Origin of the sequence: Halomonas sp. GXIMD04776 (genome assembly GCF_049808615.1) — a bacterium.
Lineage (GTDB): Bacteria > Pseudomonadota > Gammaproteobacteria > Pseudomonadales > Halomonadaceae > Modicisalibacter.
In genome coordinates this window covers 71,968-90,574 of record NZ_JBNCAN010000013.1, presented here as the reverse complement: position 1 = coordinate 90,574, position 18,607 = coordinate 71,968, and the positions used below count along the sequence as shown (strand labels likewise).

Sequence of the window (18,607 nt, the reverse complement as noted above, 5' to 3'; positions counted from 1 at the left end):
ACCGACTCAACCCAGATAGGCGTTGAGCATCCACACGGTCTTTTCCTGCTCACGAATGTAATCACCAGCCAAGGAGGCGGTGCCTTCGTCATCGGCGTCGGACGCCAGGCTCAAGATCTCACGCTGCAATTCAATCAATACCTGATAGCCCGATAGGATGCCGCGTACGCAGGCTTGGCCTTGATGAACGTGCTTGTCTTCCTTGATCGAGGCGTTCTGCGCATAGTCGCTGTAGGCGTGCAATGGCTCGTAGCCCAAGGTCAGGATGCGTTCTGCAACTTCATCGACCTTGGTCAGCAAATCCGTATATAGCTCTTCGAACTTGGCATGTAGCTCAAAGAATTGCTGGCCCTTCACGTTCCAGTGATAACCGCGCACGTTCATGTAAAAGATCTGATAGTTGGCCAGCAGGACATTGAGCTTTTCTGCCAACTGCGTGGCGCTACTCGTGTGCAAACCAATGACATTGGTATCGGACATGATCATTCTCCTCGGATGAATTAAAGTCTGAAGAGACGATAGGGCATCCGTTATTAAATAAAAAGCTAATCTAAATCATTGGTTTGATAGCAATTGGCTATCATTATGTTGCATCGTTGATGGCATCGACTCATCGTGTCTTGCGTCACGGATTCGTTCTACATTACGTGGAATATCAGGATGGCCTGTCAGCCACGGGTTGCGACTATGCTTGAGGGAGCAACGGTTGTCTGGCAACGCACCATGAACCCAGAGGAATACCCATGCGCCAGCTGTCACGTTCATTGCTACCCCTCATCGCGCTGGTGCTGACCGGCTGTCAGTCACTGGCGTCTCCGGATCCCTTGGCACGCAACGTCGAGGCAACACCCGCGCCTTGCACCTGGTCACGCAGCGATCAAGCCTCACAAGACCTTTGGCTCAGGGCTGCCGTGGAGTCCCTCGAGGCACGCCGCTATGTCATTCGCCATACGGACGCTCAACTGGGTGTTGTCAGCGCCGAGCGCAGTGCGCGCCAGCCGGGCTTGGGGGCCGTAGATAGGCCCTTGCTCGGGGGCAGCTCGGTATGGGGCAGCGTAGGGCGGCGGTCGGGATTCTCGGTGGGGTTCGGAACTGGTTTCGGCGGTGGCTTCGGTGGCGGCTACGCGGACGATCCGATAGAGATCGAACGCCTGTCGGTGATCATCGAAGATCAGCAAGTCAGTATCACCCGGGATGCGAGTATCGTGGATGCAGGTGGCTACGTGGTCGATTCTCGTCCGCAGAACCGCAGCGATTTCTGTCGCGAACTCAGCGCCTCCATCGAATCCCGAGTGCGCGCCCTGGAGAGCCAGCAATGAAACCCATGACCCGCATGCTGTCGTGCAACGCCTTGCCGGTCATCCTGTTGATGACCTTGCTGACAGTCTTGCTGACGGCCTGCGCCAGCACGCCGAGCACGCTGTCCGAGCGTCAGATCGAGCTTCAAGCGAGTAGCCAACGCGTGCTGAGCACGGGACTCGAGGTGCTGGTCGAACGCGGCTTCGTGATCCGCTTCGCCGACGCCGAACTGGGGCGCATCGATGCCGTGTACGCCTCCCGCCCTGGCTATGAGGTACGGTTGTCCACCAGTACGATCCCCACAGGCACGCGGCTGGCATTATCGGGGCGCCAGGGCGGCCAAGCCATCGAACCCTATCGCTTCGATCCTTTGCTGGTGGAGATCACCTCGCGCTTGGAAGACACGCAGTAAGTTAGCCCACCCCTGGAGGCCTTCAACCGACGTTGAAAGTGGAGGTCGCCAAGGCGAGAAGTCTATGACGCATCTCGTTCAGCGCGGCCTGGGTATAGACCTGTGGCGTGCCCATGCCCCACACCGGCGCGGGCCAGGCCTCGTCGTTCTGGCGTCGCAAGATGACGTGTACATGCAACTGCGCTACCTGATTGCCCAGCGTGGCCAGGTTGAGCTTGTCTCCACCCAGCAATTGTTGCATCCCACGCCCCAGCACCGTAGTTTCCTGCCATAGCCGCGCTTGATCGTTCTCGTCGAGTTCATAAACCTCGCGGATAGCGGCCCGGCGCGGTATCAGTATCAACCAGGGAAAGCGCGCATCGTTCATCAGGCGCACCTGACACAAGGGCAGATCGGTCAACTGATAGGTGTCCGCTGCCAAACGTGGATGAAGAGTAAAGTCGCTCATAAGGCTCCCTCAGTGGTGATCTCGAAAGGATTGATGGTGTCATCATCCAAGGCGCTGTAAAGATGAATAAAACGATGGACGACAAGGAGAGGGAATGACGCTGCTCGAGGCACTTGCATTGGTGACGATAGGAGGCATCGCCGGTTTCATCAATGTGTTGGCGGCCGGGGGCTCGATGCTGACGCTGCCATTGTTGATGTTTCTGGGGTTGCCGGCCCAGGAAGCCAACGGCACCAATCGGGTGAGTATCGTGCTGCAGAGCGTGAGCGCGGTGAGCAGCTTCTTTCGCGCCGGGGCTCGGGAAATCGCCATCAGTCTGCGCCTGTCGATCCCGGCGGTTGTTGGCTCCTTGAGCGGCGCCTGGCTGGCTCTGCAGGTCTCGGATGCCCTGTTCGAGGCGGTATTGATCGTTGCGATGATCGGCGCCTCGATCATGATGCTACTGCCCCAGCCCAAGCTTGATACCCGGGCTTTGACCCCGGAGCGCCTGACACCGGGCGTTTATCTCGCCATGTTCGCTATCGGGCTATATGGCGGTTTCATCCAGGTTGGGGTGGGGGTGCTCTTCATCGTCGTGCTTTATCGGCTTCTCAAGATCGACCTGGCCCAGGTCAATGTGTTCAAGGTGTTCATCATCCTGATTTATACCTTGCCGGCACTGTTGCTGTTTGTCATCAACGATCAAGTGCGCTGGGGCTATGGCTTGCTGCTGGCGCTGGGCAGCATGAGTGGCGCCTGGCTGGCGGTGAAGGTCAACATGGGCCCGCGTGGCGCCTACTGGGTCAAGCGGCTGACCCTCGTGGTCATCGCTGCCATCGTCGCACGGCTGATATTCTTTTGACGAACGAACGCCTATTGCTTGCCGAGGATGCCAGATCGAATATTCGTAGCGCTTGCCGTGACGCTATACTTGCGAGATAACTGAACCTATCGGACTCGACTCTCGAACCAGGAGAAGAACATGAAACATCTGTTGCTGCTGTCAGCTGTGGTGCTGCTGGTGTCACTTGCCGGATGTAATACCATGCGAGGATTTGGCGAGGATCTCAGCAAGGTTGGATCGGAAATAGAAGAAGCGGCGGACTAGACAAGCGTAGATGACCTGAATGTGCGTAACCAATCGTCACCTGTTAGGCTTCATGAGGTGGCCAAGCCACCAAATTTATTTCCTCAGAAGCAACTCAACGTTAAGGAGAACATCATGAAAAAGCTTTTGATGCTGACATTTACCTTGATCATCAGTGCAGGTTTGCTGACGGGATGCAACACACTGAAAGGCGCCGGCGAAGACATTGAACGAGGTGGTGAAGAGATTCAGGAATCAGCCAGCTGATCAACCTGCCGCCCGGTAACCCCGGGCGGCAAGTTTTTGTTTGCAAGTGTTCTGGTGCACAGCCACTCGTATCCTGCTACCGCTCTCTGGCGCTAAGCTCCGACGCTGAAACGCCGCTCCAGACGTTCAAAAAACAAGTCGGTCACGATCGCCAGTAACCCTACCAGTACGGCGCCCTGAATCACGTAGGCGATATTATTGCCTACCAGGCCGGCGATGATCGGTGTTCCCAGACTCTGGGCGCCCACCGTCGAGCCGATGGTGGCGGTGCCGATATTGATGATCACCGAGACCCGCACCCCGGCGATGATCACGCGCATGGCCAAAGGCAATTCGACCCGCAACAGGATCTGCAGTCTGCTCATGCCGGTGCCTTTGGCCGCTTCCAGGGTGGTGGCCGGCACGGTGCCCAATCCGGCGATGGTGTTCTGTACGACCGGTAACAAGCCATAAAGCGTCAAGGCCACGATGGTGGGTATGAAGCCGAAGCCCGCCAGAGGAACGACGATGGCGAGCACCGCCGCGGGCGGAAAGGTCTGGCCGATGGCTGCCAGAGAGGACACCAGCGGCTCGAATTCTCGGCCACTGTGGCGCGTCACGAATAACCCAGCCCCCACCCCGACGCTGATCGAGATGAGCGACGATACCAATACCAGCAGTAGATGATCCAGGGTCAGTTGAAGGAAGCTCTCGCGATCGTAAAGCGGTGACTTCAGATCCGGAAAGGCGAGCTCGAACAGCGGCTTCAATTCTCCCATGAAAAGCACCAACACCACCAGCAAGACACTCAAGGCGATCAGCAGCCAGGTACGGGTCTGTGTCGGCGCGCGCAGGGCCACTGCCTTCATGACTCTTGCCTTATAGGTTCATGCCCCATGACACCCTCCATGGCGACCTCACCGATCAGGCGTTCCTCGCTATCCAGAACCGGCAACACCATGACGCGAAACCAGACCATCCGTGATAGCGCTTCCTTCATGGTCATGTCCGGGGTTGCGCTCCATTCCTGGGTGACTTGGGTGCGCTGTTCATCGTCCTGAGCATAAAGACGCCCGCCGTGCAGGCATAGTGGGCGTCCCTGCTCATCGACTTCCCAGCCGTGGGCCACCGAGGAACGATCGTGATCGAAGGACGAGGGTTGCTCTAGAATCTCGGCGGACTGCTGATACTGGTACACCCAGCGCCGGGACAGCAATTTAAGGCCCAGGTCCGCCTTGCCGATGAAGTTGCGCACGAAATCGTCGGCGGGCTGGGTCAGTAGTTCGATGGGGCGGTCGTACTGCACCAGCCGTCCGGCATTAAGGATGGCGATGCGCGAGGCCAGTTTGAGCGCCTCGTCCATGTCGTGGGTGACGAAGACGATGGTCTTGCCGGTCTGCTGATGGACCCGCAGCATCTCGTTTTGCAGCACATCTCGGGTCAGCGGATCGACGGCGCCGAAGGGCTCGTCCATCAACAGCACCTCCGGGTCCGCCGCCAGCGCCCGGGCGACCCCGACGCGCTGGGCCTGGCCGCCGGAGAGCTGATGCGGATACTTGTCACGAAACTCGCCGGCATCCAAGTGAAACAGATTCAGCAGTTCATCGACCCGTTCGGCGGTGCGCTGCTTCGACCATTTGAGCAGGCCCGGCACCACGGCGATGTTCTGGGCCACCGTCCAGTGCGGAAACAGCCCCGTCGATTGGATGGCGTAGCCGATGCGTCGGCGCAACTGTTCCGCCGGCAGCTCGGTGACATCTTCATCCCCCAGGAAAATGCGGCCTTGGGTCAGCGGGATCAGACGGTTGATCATGCGCAGGGTGGTCGATTTACCACAGCCCGAGGGGCCGATCAGTACGCCAAATTCGCCACTCTCGATGCGCAGCGAGACGTCCTTGACCACGTCCTTGCCGGCATAGGTCTTGGTCAATCCTTGTAGCTCGATCATCGGGCCCCCGGGGGTCTACTCAATGCGACCAGAATCTGCAGAATGAAATCCGCCACCACGGCCAGGGCGATGGTTGGCACCGCCCCCAGCAGCACCAGATCGATGGCGTATTGACCGAGCCCCTGAAAGATGAAGGCGCCGAGCCCCCCGGCGCCGATCAAGGCGGCCACCACGGTCAGGCCGATAGCTTGCACGGTCACGATGCGAAGCCCGGCGAGGATGACCGGCAAGGCCAGGGGGATCTCGACCCGCCACAGGATCTGGCGTGACGTCATGCCCATACCCCGTGCCGCCTCGAGCGTCGTGGCAGCGACCCCATCAAAGCCGGCATAGGTATTACGCACGATGGGCAATAGGGCATACATGATCAGCGCAATGATGGCAGGGGTGGCCCCAATGCCTTTGACGCCGAGCTCCCGCAGCAACGGAAATGCCTCGCTCAACGCGGCTAACGGCGCGACCAACAGCGCGAACAGTGCAATCGACGGGATCGTTTGAAAGAAATTGAGCACACCGAAGAGCGGGCCGCGGGTACCGGCACGACGATGCGCGAGCAGGCCTAGCGGAAGGCCGATCAGCAATGCCGGGCCCAACGCCGAGGCGATCAGGCGTAGGTGCGTAACGAACTCCGCGGCGAACAGATCGCGGTTATTGGCATATTCGCGCAGTATCGCCAGCCCATCGAAATGGCCCAGGGCGAATAGGGCGGCCACCACGGCGGCGAGTAACAGCGTATAGAGTCCACGTAGCCCCAGGTGAGTATGCAGACGCTGAAAGGCATCCACGATCATCAGGATCGGGCAGAAAACCAGAATCCAGAAGGCCGCGCCTTGGGAGACCCGAGCCGACGCCGAGGCCTCCTGCAGTGCTCGATCGGCATAGTCGCCTAGCCCGTAGAGCACCAGCACCAACCATAAAGGTGCCGCGGTCAATACTAGATAATGCGCACCCGGCGAGGCGAACGGACGCGACAGGGCGCACAGCGTCAGCAATGCCGCCAAGACGATCAGGGTTATCCACTGCCAGGGCCGCAGGGCCGCTATCAGATTGACCGACTCTCCCGACACGAGCCGGTTGGGCGCCATGGCGACAAAAGAGAGTAGTGCCGCGCCTATCACCGCAGCCACCACCAGGGTCAGCAGCACTCGATTGGCTACCAGACTGTCGGTCCGTCCATTGGACACCTTTCTCGACAACACCTTGAGCCGAATCCTTATTTCAGGAAGTCATTCTCTTTCAAATAGTCCTGGGCGACTTGCTTGGCGGGTTGCCCATCGACTTGGATGCGACTGTTGAGCTCTTGCAGCGTCTCCCGGTCCAGGGAGTCGAGAACCGGGGCAAACAGCTCTTCGAGTTTGGGATTGGCCTCGAGTACGGACTGGCGCAGGACGATCGTGGGCGCATAAACCATCTGCACGCCCTGGGTATCGTCCATGACCCGTAACCCGGCGGGCTGAATGGCGCCGTCGGTGCCATAGACCATGGCCGCATTGGTGCCGCTGGTGCCCTCGGCTGCCGCGCGGATGGTGGCGGCGGTGTTGCCGCCGGAAAGCACCAGTAGCTGATCCTGGCTCAATTCAAAGTCGTAAGCCTGTTGGAAGCTGGGTAATGCGGCTTCGCTATCGACGAATTCCGCCGAGGCCGCCAGCTTGACCTCGCCACCGTTGCTGACCCACTTGCCGAAGTCTTCCATGGTCTTGAGGTCTTTCTCCTTGGCCAGATCCTCGCGTAGGGCGATGGCCCAGGTGTTGTTGGCCGGTGCCGGAGGCAGCCAGACCAGGCCATTTTCTTCGAGATCCGTCTGACGGATCTTCTCGTAACCCTTGTCGAGATCCTTCCAGGCGGTGTCATCGACGGTGTCGGTAAAGAAGGCGCCGTTGCCGGTGTACTCGGGATACATGTCGATCTGGTTCTCGAGCAGTGCCGTGCGTACGATATTCGTTGGGCCCAGCTGCAGCTTGTTCTCCACCGGGTAGTCATTATTTTCCAGGAGTGCGATGACCATATTGCCGAGCAGCGCCCCTTCGGTATCGATCTTCGAGGCAACCCGTAGGGGGTCTGCAGCGAGTGCAGGGCTCAGGGTCAACGTCGTTCCCAAGGCGATACCCATCAAGTTAGCGAACCTGAGCATAAGCTTTCATCCTCTTCACAGTGCGATTCAAACGTGGAATATGACGACCTTGGCCGAAGCGATTCGCCTGATTTGGCCATCCTTGTCCTGCTCGCTACCCAGACTAGCCTATCCTGAATGTGAATGACCACTATTCAGTACGTTAACGATGTGCGTTAGGTTGGCGATGTACGAAAAGAACAGGTTGTAGCAAAAGGAAAACAATATGATCAAACATTTGGCATTAGGACTATGGCTGGCGGCGTCGATGGCTGGCTGCGCGAGTGGGCCCGCCGCAGAGGATGCGCCGCGCCCGCCATCCATGAGGGGGCCGGGTGACAATGAGCAGTGCGATGTCAGCGCGGTGCAAACCTATATCGGACAAAATCACAGTGATGCCCTGCGCCAAGTATTGACCGCTCAGAGCGGAGCAGAGAGCGCCCGAGTGCTCGAACCGGGACAGCCTTTCACCCTTGATTATCGCCAGGAGCGATTGAACATCTACCTGGACGAGGATGGCCGCATCAGTGATCTGCGCTGCGGTTGAGACAGATGAGGCAGTATTTAGGCTTATAACTGTGCGTTGGCGGCCTCGATGGCAGATTGCTGGGCATGGCTGAGACGTTCCGGGGGCATGCCAAGTGCATTGAGTGCCGACCAATCGATGGCCTCCAACTCACCGCGTTCGATGTGCAATGCCGTTGCCAGGATCAGCCCCATGGGGCCTTTATGTTCGAGAATGGCTTCCTTGAGCGAGGTATGTAGCGGCAGTTCGTTAAGAACACTCTCCAGCGAACGGTCGAAAAAGGCGTCCAGGCAAGAAAACAGGCCGATGGTAAAGCCGGATATCGAGTCATCGGCAAGGTTGGCGGCCAATCCTTCGCATAGATAACCGCGGGTCAAGGCCAGCTTCTGCAGCGCATGGGGTTTATCGTCGAGCTTGGTCAACGCCAGCATGCTGGCCAGGTTGCGAATACGGCGCTGGCCGAGTAGCGCTACAGCGGTCTGCACCGAGGTGATATCCTGGGCGCGTTGATAATAGGCGCTGTTCACCATTTTCATCAGTCGCACACTCATGAAGGCGTCACGCTGGATGGTGTCGGTCAATTCGCGAATGCTGGCATCGTCACGATTGAGTTCTGCCAGCAGCTGCAATACGTCCAGGCGGCTTTGCGCCATGCGCTGGCCTTGTATCGGCGCCGGCTTGGCCAGGTAATAGCCCTGGAAGAGATCGCAGCCCGCCTGCTGGCTGCACTGAAAGTCTTCATGGGTCTCGATCTTTTCCGCCAGTATCGTCAACGTGGGATACGCGCGCTTCAAGAGCGTCACCACTCGCATCAGTTCATCCGCCTCGAAATGGGGATAGTCGACCTTGACGATATCCGCGTAAGGCAGCAGCGGATGATCGGCAGTTTTCAAGCGATAATCATCCAGAGCGATCTTGTAGTTCTGTAGCTTGCGGCGGCGAATGGCGGCTAACACCTCCTCGCTGGGTTCCACGGTCTCGAGAATCTCGATGATCATCTCGCTAGGGTTGAAGGGTATTTCTGCCTGCAGCGTATTGGCGGTGAAGTTGATGAACGCAGGGGTGTTCTCGCACACATCGCGAATATTGGTTTCGGTGAAGGCGCTGATCATCACCTGATGCGTGGCGAGATCGCCATCGAAAGGTTCGACGAAGGCGTTGATGTCGGCACAAGGGCGAAACAACAGTTCGCAGCCGGCGAGCTGATGCTTGCGATCGTAGATGGGCTGACGCGCAAACAGCACGGTCGTGGCGCCGGATACTGCTGGTTTATCCATTGAAACAAATCCGATGACCAAAAGATCGATAGTTGTTCATTAGTATCGGCTAGGGCTGTGAGACCTTTAAGAGATCGCGTAAGAGTATTTTTAGTCGAGAATGAACACGACGCAGGCGGCGGTCATCATGCCCATAACGCCGTTGAAGATGCGCCAGCTATGGGCGCTATGCAAAAGCCGACCAATAGCCATGCCGAAACCTGCCCATAATGAGATGCATGGTAGCGCGATCAGTTCCGCGAAGCCGGCCAGCAGGAGCGCGTTTACCCAGATACTCCCCCCTTCCGGCAGAAACCCTGCCATCAATGCCAGTCCCATGACCCAGGCCTTGGGATTGGCGAACTGAAAACCGGCGGCTTGCCAGAAGGTCAGAGGCCGCCCTTGTCTCGGCAGGTTCAAGTCCGGCGGCGGTGCATTGGCAATCTTCCAGGCCAGATAGAGCAGATAGAGGCTACCGACGATCTTGAGCAGGGTCTGAAACAGCGGATAGCGTTCGAACAGCAGGCCGAGACCCAGCGCGATGGACGAGAACAGCACGAAGCAACCGGCCATGATGCCAAGAATATGCGGCAGGGTACGCCAATAGCCGTAATTGGCCCCGGAGGCCGTCAGCATCACGTTGTTGGGACCCGGGGTGATGGTCATCGAGACCATGTACAAGGCGGCCGGCCCGAGAAAAGCCAGACTTTCCATTGATTTGTATCCATGTAGTTCAAGCGGAATAACCGGAAGAGGCCTCTATTGACAATAAAAGGAGGCAATCCAAGCAGGTGTAGGGTCGCTTTGAGGGTTTAAACTTCCAATCGAGCGACCCCCTGGCATGCTGTACAGACGATCATAAAAACGCGTCGCTATTTTCAACGGCTCGCTGCTGAGCCTGGCTGACTTTATCCGGAGACAGGCCGTATTCGGCAAGGGCCGGCCAGTCGAGATCGTCAAGATTACCCTGCTCGAGTTGCAATGTCGTTGCCAGCATCAGCCCCATGATGCCACGCTGTTCGAGAATAGCCTCCTTGAGCACTGCTGGCAGTGGCAAATTGTCGAAAATGTCCTCCAGTGAGCTTTTAAAGAAAGCACCCAGAATGGAAAACAGACCTACCGTGAATCCTGAAATCGGTTCTCCGCCGAGATGATCGGCAAGCCCCTGACACAACTGTCCCCGGTTCAAGGCAAGACGTTGCAGCGAATGGGGGGCGTCGTCCAGCTTGCTCAATGCCAGCATGCTGGCCAGGTTGCGAACGCGGCGTACACCTAGAGCGTCGATGGCCATCGACGCTGAAGTCATTTTATCGCGACAGGAGTAATAGTCACTATTGACGACGTTTAAAAGCTCTCGCTTTAGAAAGGCGTCGTTGTCGATGGTCTTGGCGAGTTCTTTTGCATTAGCGTCGATGCGGTTGAGCTCGGCGAGGAGCTGCAATAGCGCGAAGTGCTCACTCGGTAACCGCTCACGCTCGACCTTCGAGGGCCGGGCCAGATAGTACCCCTGGAAAAGATCACAGCCCGCCTGCCGGCAACTCAAGAAGTCTTCCTGGGTTTCGATCTTCTCGGCGAGTAGCGTCAGGTGAGGATAGTGATGCCGTAGTTCCGTTACCAGTGACGTGAATTCCTCGGCGCTGTACTGCGGATAGTCGAGCTTGACGATATCGGCGAGGGCCAGCAGCGGATGATTGGCACTCTTCAAGCGATAGTCGTCAAGCGCGATGGTGTAGCCCCGTGTCTTGTAATCCTCGATCGCGGTGATGACCTCGTCGTTTGCCTCGACGGTTTCGAGGATTTCGATGACGATGTCACCTGGATCAAAGGGAATCTCTGCCTTCAAGGCATTGGCCGTGAAGTTGATATAGGCCGGTGTCTGCTCGCACACCGTGCGAATATCGGTATGGGCGAAGGCATTGCGTAGCACCTGGCGGGTGGCCAGATCGCCATCGAACGGTTCGGTCAGCGCTTCGGTTCGGGGGCAGGGGCGAAACAGCAGCTCGCAGCCGGCAAGCTGATGTTGGCGGTCATAAATCGGCTGACGCGCGAACAGTACGGTGACCCCTGCGAATTCTTCGTTTTTATTCATGAAAAAAAGTTCAACGACCGTTTGGTTCACTATTGAGTGTTTACTTTTATTGAGCTTGTTTTAGCCGGCTGAATGCTGTCCATGGGCAGAGTGGATTGGAAAAAACACTATTAATGTATGTAAGGCCGTGCCGATTCGCCAGCCAAAGTATAACTTGGGTCGTGTATTTTGATCATGCCCCCGACTTGCATTCGAGGTGTCGAACCCGCAGTTTTAGATAAAATTCGCTAGCCAAGAGGCATCCATGACCCAGGCCACGATCCTTTCCCACGGTACCATGCATTGCTTTCCCACGGGCCTGCGCGATGAGCAGGATCGGCTCGTCAATGTCGAGGTCTCGGCGGTGGTCTACGATGGCCAGCGCTTGATTCTCGCCAGCGATAAGCCGATTCCCGGCGCCGAGCGCTCGGCGGTATTCGCCATGGATATCAGCGATCAGGGTATTCCCGACGACACGACCCTCGAATATTTCACCGCCGGCCCCATCGCCCGGGCGACCAAGTACGAGGATTTCGCGTTGACCGCGGACGGTAAATACGTGCTGGCTACTACCGGCTTCGATCGCATCGATAACGAGAGTCATGACCTCAACGACTACAATCACCTGCTGATCTGGCCGCTGGGCGAGCCGGACAAGGTGAAGACCGTCGATCCGGACCCGCGCGACGGTGTCGAGGGCTCCCTGGAGTTGCGCAGCAAACTCAATGCCGCCATCGGTAAGCCCTACTACAAGATCGAGGGGCTGGCGGCGATTCCCGGCAAACAAGGTGATGGCCTGCTGCTGTTCGGGGTGCGCGAGCAGGGCAATGCTCACGACGACTTCGAGTACGTGTGCCGGGTGGTGGGTGCGCATTACAAGATCACCGCTGATGGCAACCTGGAATTCGTCGATGAGCTGCGCAGCTTGTATCGATTCGACCCAGGTCAATTCGAAGGGGTGCGGCATGTCTGCGGGCTGTCAAGCCTGGAGTATGACCCTTTTAATGACCGACTCTATCTGCTGACCAGTTTCGAGACCGAGATCGAAGGCGTCGAACATATCGGCGGTTATCTGTGGGTGATGGCGCTTGAGGATTTCGCTGCCAACAAGTCGCCGGCGTTGGTCATCGATGCCGAGGGCGCTCCGCTGGAATTCGAGCACAAGGCTGAAGGACTGGCGGTGCTGGACAAGGCGCGGCTGTTCGTTGCCTACGACAACGATCGACACATGGGGCTGGGAGACATCGATGAACGCGACGAACGTTACGCCTGTGAGGCGCCCTATACGCTACTCGAGATGACTAGCTGATGGCGCACACAGGCTGCGCTTGAATTAATGGTCAGTCGTACTTGACCTGCCACTGCTTGGTGGCGATTTGTTCCTTGATGAGTTCCAGGCTGTCGATCAGCACCTGTTCGGTGATCTGGTTGGTGCGTTGATCGGTTTGGAGCATCACGTCGAAGCCGCTGTCGGCCAGGTTTTGTAACAGGTGCTTGAATTCCGGCGATTCCAGGCTGGTGACGGCTTCGTGCACCAACTGAGCGGCCACACCGCTGATGGTGTGGTCCACCGCGTTGGTCATGGACTCGCCAAAGGGCAGGCGACGCAGACGCTGGATTTCCGGATTTTCGTTCATGGTGCGGCCGACCAAGGCGCTGATATAGCGAGCAATCAGGGCGCGGTTGTCGCCATAACCATCGCTTAGAATGCTCTGCAGGCGCTGAGTGAGTTCTTCTACCAGTTGTTCCTTGCGCGGCATCAGTATCTCGTTGACGACACGTCCCGACAAGGCGCCGCTGTGGCGGATCTCATCCTGTATGTTGTCGACGAGGCGGATCGCTACCCGATCGGAGATCTCCTCGAGCAGGATCTCGTAATACTTGGCCAGGATCTGGAACAGCGACCAGCGACGTACATCGATCAGCCCCAGCCGCTGCAAGCGGAACATCAGCGAAAAGATGCGCAAGGCCCGCAGCCAGCGCAGGCCCGCCAGAGGAATACAGCCCAGCACGTCGTACCAGTGCACGAAAGGATAGAAGAACCAGCGATGATAGCGACCCTGGGCGATTGCCACCGCCCAGCCGAACAGCACATCGAGTAGGAAGACGCTGACGAAGATCAGGTCGATGGTGAAGAAATTGGCATGGATGTTGTCGGCATAAGCCTGGTGTAGACCCGGTGCCACGGCCTCGAAACCGGCATTCAGCGGATCGATCAGAAACAGGCTGTCGAACAGCAGCAGTGCGAGATTGACGATTACCAGCGCAATGATCGCCAGATCCCAGATCAGCAGTAAGCGTTCCCTGTTTGACCGCGTCTGGTGTGGCGGTGTCGACGCTGTCATGTCACCTCCCTGTGATGAGTTTGTTGTCATGCCAACGTCAATCGCTTAGCGCGGCTGAACGCTATAGTGATTTTCGTGGGTTCGTCGGGCTTCCTCCTCGGCCTGCTTACGCAGTTTCTTGCGCAGCGCCGCCTTGTCGAAGCGCAGCTGCTGCAAGGAGGTTTCAAGCGGCAACGGCGGCACTCGTGCCGGCCGGCCCTTCTTGTCCACCGCCACCATGGTCAGATAGCAGCTGTTGGTATGACGAATGACCTTCTCCTGGATCGACTCGGCGATGACCTTGATGCCGATCTCCATGGAGGAGCTGCCGACATGATTGACCGAGGCCAGGAACGTCACTAGCTCACCGACGTTGATCGGCTGCTTGAAGAGCACCTGATCCACGGACAGGGTCACCACATAGCTTCCCGAATAGCGGCTGGCACAGGCGTAGGCGACCTCGTCGAGCTTCTTGAGGATGGCGCCGCCGTGCACCTTGCCGCTGAAGTTGGCCATGTCGGGGGTCATCAGCACGGTCATGGTCAACTCGTGCTGGCCGGGCAGCGCATCTTGCATCGCATTTTGCTCCTTCAAAGCAACGTTTTTCAGAGAAAAGTGAGCCCTAGGCTGATGATCACCCCGGTGATGAATAGCTGTATCAAGCAAAAGCCCATGATGTCCTTGGCCTTGAGCCCGGCGATGGCAAGTACCGGCAATGCCCAGAACGGCTGTAGCAGGTTGGTCCAGGCATCACCCCAGGCCACCGCCATGGCGATGCGTGGCACGCTGGCGCCAAGGGCTTCCGCGGCAGGCAGCATGACCGGCGCCTGAACGGCCCATTGGCCACCCCCGGAGGGCACGAACAGATTGACCACGCCGGCGCTGATGAACGACCAGAAGGGTAGCGTATCGGCGGTAGCGATGGAAACGAAGCCTTTCGAGAGGGTTTCGGCCAAGCCCGACTGCACCATGATGGCCATGATACCGGCATAGAAGGGGAACTGAATGACGATACCCGCACCGCCTTTCACCGCCTCGTAGAGGCTATCGAGTAGATGGCGGGGCGTACGGTGCAACACGATGGCCAGGAACAGAAAGGTGAAGTTGACCACGTTGAGATTGAGACCGCCACCGCGCAAAAGGAAGTGATCCAGCAGAAACAGCAGTCCGGGTATACCGACCAACCAGGCCAGGGTCACGCTGTTCTCGAGATGCTCCGCCGGTCGAGTCGCCCTGAGCCTGCGAGGCGGACCATCGTCGAGCTTGTCCGCATCGACATAGACGCTGTCCTTCTCATCCGGCAGCATCATTCGATTGACCAGCGGCACGACGATGAACAACGCCAATACGATGGCCAGGTTGAACCAGGAGAAGATCGTCTCGGAGGTGGGAACGACGCCAATCCGATCCATGGCGAAGTGCCCTTCCGTGGCGATGACCAGGGGGATCGAGCCCGCCAGACCGCCATGCCATACCACGAAGCCGGAATAGGCGCTGGCGATCAACAACCGATAGTCGACACGGATCTGTTTGGCCAGCTCCTTGGCGAATAGCGCCCCGACCACTAGACCGAAGCCCCAGTTGATCCAGCTTGCCGCCAGGGAAACCAGTGTGACCAGCACGATGGCCCGGGCCGGGGTGCCCGCCTTGATGGCGAGTCGTGCCAGTTGCCGCTTGACGGGGGGGGAGCTTGCCAGCATGAAGCCGGTGACCAGCACCAGCAGCATCTGCATCGAGAAGGTCAGCAGATCCCAGAAGCCGTCACCCCAGTAGCGCAACACCTCCAGCGGCGTCTGCCGTTCCACGCCGATGGCCGCGGCGGCAGCCACCAGAGTGAGCAGAAGCACGAAGATGTAAGGGTCGGGCAGATAACGTTCGACCAGTCTGACGGCGGGTCGAGACAGGAACTTGAGCATGTTGTTTCTCGCTTGTTTGTTAAGGAATTACTACTTATTCAGCAATTCCCGAGTTCAAGTAACGTAGAAAGTAGCGTAAAAAACGCCGCTTGCCTGTGCCACTCTGGTCGCAGGCGGTCAATATGATGTTCAAGCGGTGGATGCAGCGCTGCGCCAGTAGTGTCGCCGATAGTACAGATAGTAGCCTCCCAGAGTCAGCGAACGCACCAGCATGAAGGCCGTGAACGCAAGCCACAGGCCGTGATTGCCCATTCCCGAGCCGATGTTCTGGGTCAGCCACCAAAGCGGCAGATAGGCGGCCAGACCGACGAAGATGCTGTTGCGCATCTCCCGGGTGGCGGTGGCACCGATGAAGACACCGTCGAGCAGATAGCTCCACACCGCCAGCGCGGGCATCAGGATCATCCAGGGCAAGAACTCGGCGGCGGTATCGCGTACGGCGGGTAGATCCGTGAGCAGGGCGATCAACGCATTGCCGCCCAGGGCGAAGATCAGCATGGCACCCCCGGCGGTAAGCAGGGAAAAGCGTGTTGCCGCCCGGACGGCATCGCTGAATTCCGACCAGTCGCGGCGCCCGACGGCGCGTCCGATGAGGGCTTCGGCGGCATGGGCAAAACCGTCCAGGCCGTAGGAGGTGAGCATGATGAACTGCAAGAGCACCGCGTTGGCGGCCAGAACGACGTCTCCCTGACTTGCCCCCCGGGCAGTAAAGAAGGCCATGGCGAACAGCAGCCCCAGGGTACGCACGAACAGGTGTGCATTGACCTGAAAGAGCCGCTGATACGCTTTGACCTTCATCAGTTGCTCGCGCAAGAAGTGTCCGTCGAGACGTTTCAGCTGGCGCACGACCAGGGTGAGCCCAAGCCCGAGAGCGGTGTAATCTGCAATCACCGTGGCCCAGGCGACACCGTTGCTGTTCATGCCGAGCCCCACCACGAAGAGCAGGTCGAGCACGATGTTGACACTATTGGTCGTGACCATGATCAAAAGCGTCACGCGGCTGTTCTGCTGGCCCAGGAACCAGCCCAGAATGGCGTAATTGGCCAACACCGCCGGGGCCGAAAGGATACGAATGCCGGCATATTCACCGGCCAGCCGAGTGGCCTCGGTGCTGCCATCGAGCAGCCAAAGGCCTAAGGCAATCAAGGGCTTAGAGAGAACAATCAACAGCATCCCGATGATCAGGGCCATGATCAGCGCCTGCCCCAGCAGATTGCGCACCGAGCTGTGATCTTCTCGACCTGCGGCCTGGGACGTCAGTCCGGTGGTGCCCATGCGCAGAAAGCCGAACCCCCAGTAAAGAAAGCTGAACAGGGTCGCGCCCAGGGTCACTCCGGCCAGATAGCGCGAATCCGGCAGATGACCGACGACCGCGGTATCTACCAGGCCCAGCAGCGGTACGGTGATATTCGACAGAATGATCGGCCAGGCCAGCAGCCAGACGCGCTTGTCGGAGGGGGTAATGGTCAAAACCGCTAACCTGTGTATTGGCGAAACCGTATCGGTGGCCTAGGGTTATGGAAGAACCAACAATGATAGCTCAGGGACGATTGTCAAATGAAATATCTATCTTGTGTGCCGCATGGGATCATTCCGACACGCCAAGGGGCATGAGTATTGGGTTGCCTAGCGGGAATCTCCTTTCCAGCCTTCGCCGCCGTGACCGATATCGACTATCAGGAATCGGGTATTCAACCGCTCTCCTCGGAACACACCTTTTATGAAAGCCTCGATGGCGGTGTGCGACTCAAGAGTGGTTTATCGCTTTACTGGTTTGGCGCCGTCACCGATGACATCAATTTCGGCTCCGATCGCAGCATCGATGGCGCGGCCCCGACTCACGAGGATCCCGCCTGGTGGGAGGCGGTGGCGCAACCCGAATTGATCGGTGAGGTGGATATAGGCGATAGCGGCACGCTGTTCTCCGGCTTGCAGGGCAGCCTGGGCATGACCCGGGGCAGCCGCTATGGAGACGCCGCCGGGGCGACTCCGGGTCACCCGGAAGGCACGCGACTCGATCGCGCCTACGTCGGCTGGCGTAGCGGGAAGCTGTTTGGGGATACGCTGGGCGAGGACGCCGTGACGTTGTCGTTTGGTCGCCAGAAGTTCGCTATCGGTGATGGTTTTCTCCTCGCCGACGGCTTCAGCGATTTCGGTCGCAATGCGACCTATTACATTGGTCCCAGCGAAAGCTTCGAGAAGACGGCGGTTGCCTCGATCGACAGCCACGGCTGGCATGGGGATGTGTTTCATCTGGAGGAAGATCAGTACGTCACGGGCGGGCCGGACGAGGTCACCAAGCTCAACGGCGCCAACCTGGATTACACTCTGGGTAAACGCGCCAAGTTCGGCATTGCTTATCTTGATCTTTACGAGAGCGACATCGCCACCCGGGATGACATGAGCGTCTATAACCTGCGCGCCAAAGGGGTGCCTTTTTCCAGGGTGCCCAATCTCTCTCTGGGAGGGGAGTGGGTCTATCAGGACAACGAGGATCAGGACATCGATGATGATGGCTGGTACTTACAGGCAACCTATACCTTCGAAGATATGCCGCTAAGGCCGCAGATACTCTATCGTCGGGCGGAGTTCAGCAAAAATTACGATCCCCTGTTCTACGACTTCGTCAGCGGCTGGGGCAACTGGTTCATGGGCGAGATTGTCGGCGAGTACATGCTGTTCAACAGCAACCTCGACGTCGATATGATCAAGGCTTCGATACAACCCCGAGACGACCTGGAAACCGGTCTGATCGGCTATCGCTTCCGTTACCACGACACCGAGGCGGCGGGGGCCAGCGATCAGGATTTTGCCAAGGAAGTCAATCTCTACGCAGACTGGACGATCACCGAAAAGCTCTCGCTCTCGGCAATCTACGCCGTGGCCTTCCCGGATGAAGGCGCCGAGGATCGTTTTGCGGGCAACGACAATACGTCTCAGTTATTTGAACTTTATGCAGTTTATCGCTTTTGAGGGCTGTATCGGGCG

21 protein-coding genes are annotated in these 18,607 nt (G+C 58.2%); 8 read left to right on the top strand and 13 right to left on the bottom strand.

The window, feature by feature from the left end; all coding sequences use genetic code 11:
- Positions 1-6: 6 nt before the first annotated feature.
- Positions 7-480 (bottom strand): Dps family protein, encoded by a 474-nt coding sequence (locus ACPF7Z_RS10675; RefSeq protein WP_425193228.1) that lies wholly within the window; start codon positions 478-480, stop codon positions 7-9.
- A 263-nt stretch (positions 481-743) separates the two neighbouring features.
- Between ACPF7Z_RS10675 and ACPF7Z_RS10670 the strand changes: the two genes are divergently transcribed.
- Entirely contained in the window at positions 744-1,319 is a 576-nt protein-coding gene (locus ACPF7Z_RS10670) for a hypothetical protein (RefSeq protein ID WP_425193227.1), read from the top strand.
- Positions 1,316-1,711, top strand: coding sequence for a hypothetical protein (locus ACPF7Z_RS10665; RefSeq protein WP_425193226.1), 396 nt, complete (start codon positions 1,316-1,318; stop codon positions 1,709-1,711). Before ACPF7Z_RS10670 ends, ACPF7Z_RS10665 begins: the two co-directional genes overlap by 4 nt.
- A gap of 22 nt (positions 1,712-1,733) precedes the next feature.
- Here ACPF7Z_RS10665 and ACPF7Z_RS10660 read toward each other — a convergent pair whose 3' ends face one another.
- Complete coding sequence (locus tag ACPF7Z_RS10660) at positions 1,734-2,159, bottom strand: HIT domain-containing protein (protein WP_425193225.1); 426 nt, start codon at positions 2,157-2,159, stop codon at positions 1,734-1,736.
- Positions 2,160-2,253: 94 nt separating this feature from the next.
- Between ACPF7Z_RS10660 and ACPF7Z_RS10655 the strand changes: the two genes are divergently transcribed.
- From ACPF7Z_RS10655 to ACPF7Z_RS10645, 3 genes are all read left to right on the top strand, one after another.
- Positions 2,254-3,000 carry a sulfite exporter TauE/SafE family protein gene (locus ACPF7Z_RS10655; RefSeq protein ID WP_425193224.1) on the top strand — a complete coding sequence of 249 codons (747 nt, stop codon included), beginning with the start codon at positions 2,254-2,256 and terminating at the stop codon, positions 2,998-3,000.
- Positions 3,001-3,120: 120 nt separating this feature from the next.
- Entirely contained in the window at positions 3,121-3,246 is a 126-nt protein-coding gene (locus tag ACPF7Z_RS10650; protein ID WP_425193223.1) for an entericidin A/B family lipoprotein, read from the top strand.
- Between the two features lie 114 nt (positions 3,247-3,360).
- Positions 3,361-3,492 (top strand): entericidin A/B family lipoprotein, encoded by a 132-nt coding sequence (locus ACPF7Z_RS10645; protein ID WP_425193222.1) that lies wholly within the window; start codon positions 3,361-3,363, stop codon positions 3,490-3,492.
- 92 nt (positions 3,493-3,584) lie between these two features.
- Here the strand turns inward: ACPF7Z_RS10645 and ACPF7Z_RS10640 are convergent, their stop codons facing one another.
- The 4 genes from ACPF7Z_RS10640 to osmF are packed head-to-tail and all read right to left on the bottom strand — an operon-like array spanning position 3,585 to position 7,550.
- Entirely contained in the window at positions 3,585-4,340 is a 756-nt protein-coding gene (locus ACPF7Z_RS10640; protein WP_425193221.1) for an ABC transporter permease, read from the bottom strand.
- A complete protein-coding gene (locus ACPF7Z_RS10635; RefSeq protein ID WP_425193220.1) occupies positions 4,337-5,419 on the bottom strand; it encodes an ABC transporter ATP-binding protein in 1,083 nt (360 codons plus the stop codon). Before ACPF7Z_RS10635 ends, ACPF7Z_RS10640 begins: the two co-directional genes overlap by 4 nt.
- Complete coding sequence (locus ACPF7Z_RS10630) at positions 5,416-6,603, bottom strand: ABC transporter permease (RefSeq protein ID WP_425193219.1); 1,188 nt, start codon at positions 6,601-6,603, stop codon at positions 5,416-5,418. Before ACPF7Z_RS10630 ends, ACPF7Z_RS10635 begins: the two co-directional genes overlap by 4 nt.
- 29 nt (positions 6,604-6,632) lie before the next feature.
- Positions 6,633-7,550, bottom strand: a complete 918-nt coding sequence (gene osmF / locus ACPF7Z_RS10625) for a glycine betaine ABC transporter substrate-binding protein OsmF (RefSeq protein ID WP_425193218.1) — start codon at positions 7,548-7,550, stop codon at positions 6,633-6,635.
- Positions 7,551-7,755: 205 nt separating this feature from the next.
- Between osmF and ACPF7Z_RS10620 the strand changes: the two genes are divergently transcribed.
- Entirely contained in the window at positions 7,756-8,076 is a 321-nt protein-coding gene (locus tag ACPF7Z_RS10620) for an I78 family peptidase inhibitor (protein ID WP_425193217.1), read from the top strand.
- A gap of 23 nt (positions 8,077-8,099) precedes the next feature.
- Here ACPF7Z_RS10620 and ACPF7Z_RS10615 read toward each other — a convergent pair whose 3' ends face one another.
- The 3 genes from ACPF7Z_RS10615 to ACPF7Z_RS10605 all read right to left on the bottom strand — a co-directional run bounded on the left by ACPF7Z_RS10615 (position 8,100) and on the right by ACPF7Z_RS10605 (position 11,400).
- The gene (locus tag ACPF7Z_RS10615) at positions 8,100-9,332 is read right to left on the bottom strand and encodes an EAL and HDOD domain-containing protein (protein ID WP_425193216.1); all 1,233 of its coding nucleotides are present in this window, start codon (positions 9,330-9,332) and stop codon (positions 8,100-8,102) included.
- A gap of 90 nt (positions 9,333-9,422) precedes the next feature.
- Positions 9,423-10,025, bottom strand: a complete 603-nt coding sequence (locus ACPF7Z_RS10610) for a LysE family translocator (RefSeq protein WP_425193215.1) — start codon at positions 10,023-10,025, stop codon at positions 9,423-9,425.
- 142 nt (positions 10,026-10,167) lie between these two features.
- Positions 10,168-11,400, bottom strand: coding sequence for an EAL and HDOD domain-containing protein (locus ACPF7Z_RS10605; RefSeq protein WP_425193214.1), 1,233 nt, complete (start codon positions 11,398-11,400; stop codon positions 10,168-10,170).
- A 244-nt stretch (positions 11,401-11,644) separates the two neighbouring features.
- On the opposite strand from ACPF7Z_RS10605, the gene ACPF7Z_RS10600 reads away from it, so the two are divergent.
- Positions 11,645-12,688, top strand: coding sequence for a hypothetical protein (locus ACPF7Z_RS10600; RefSeq protein WP_425193213.1), 1,044 nt, complete (start codon positions 11,645-11,647; stop codon positions 12,686-12,688).
- A gap of 31 nt (positions 12,689-12,719) precedes the next feature.
- On the opposite strand, the gene ACPF7Z_RS10595 is transcribed toward ACPF7Z_RS10600, so the two are convergent.
- The 4 genes from ACPF7Z_RS10595 to ACPF7Z_RS10580 form a co-directional block, all read right to left on the bottom strand.
- Complete coding sequence (locus ACPF7Z_RS10595; RefSeq protein WP_425193212.1) at positions 12,720-13,724, bottom strand: ion transporter; 1,005 nt, start codon at positions 13,722-13,724, stop codon at positions 12,720-12,722.
- Positions 13,725-13,769: 45 nt separating this feature from the next.
- Entirely contained in the window at positions 13,770-14,279 is a 510-nt protein-coding gene (locus ACPF7Z_RS10590) for an acyl-CoA thioesterase (RefSeq protein WP_425193211.1), read from the bottom strand.
- 29 nt (positions 14,280-14,308) lie between these two features.
- Positions 14,309-15,619, bottom strand: coding sequence for a short-chain fatty acid transporter (locus tag ACPF7Z_RS10585; protein WP_425193210.1), 1,311 nt, complete (start codon positions 15,617-15,619; stop codon positions 14,309-14,311).
- A 129-nt stretch (positions 15,620-15,748) separates the two neighbouring features.
- Entirely contained in the window at positions 15,749-17,089 is a 1,341-nt protein-coding gene (locus ACPF7Z_RS10580; RefSeq protein WP_425193209.1) for an MATE family efflux transporter, read from the bottom strand.
- A 189-nt stretch (positions 17,090-17,278) separates the two neighbouring features.
- Between ACPF7Z_RS10580 and ACPF7Z_RS10575 the strand changes: the two genes are divergently transcribed.
- Positions 17,279-18,592, top strand: coding sequence for a hypothetical protein (locus tag ACPF7Z_RS10575; protein ID WP_425193208.1), 1,314 nt, complete (start codon positions 17,279-17,281; stop codon positions 18,590-18,592).
- The last annotated feature ends 15 nt before the right edge of the window (positions 18,593-18,607 follow it).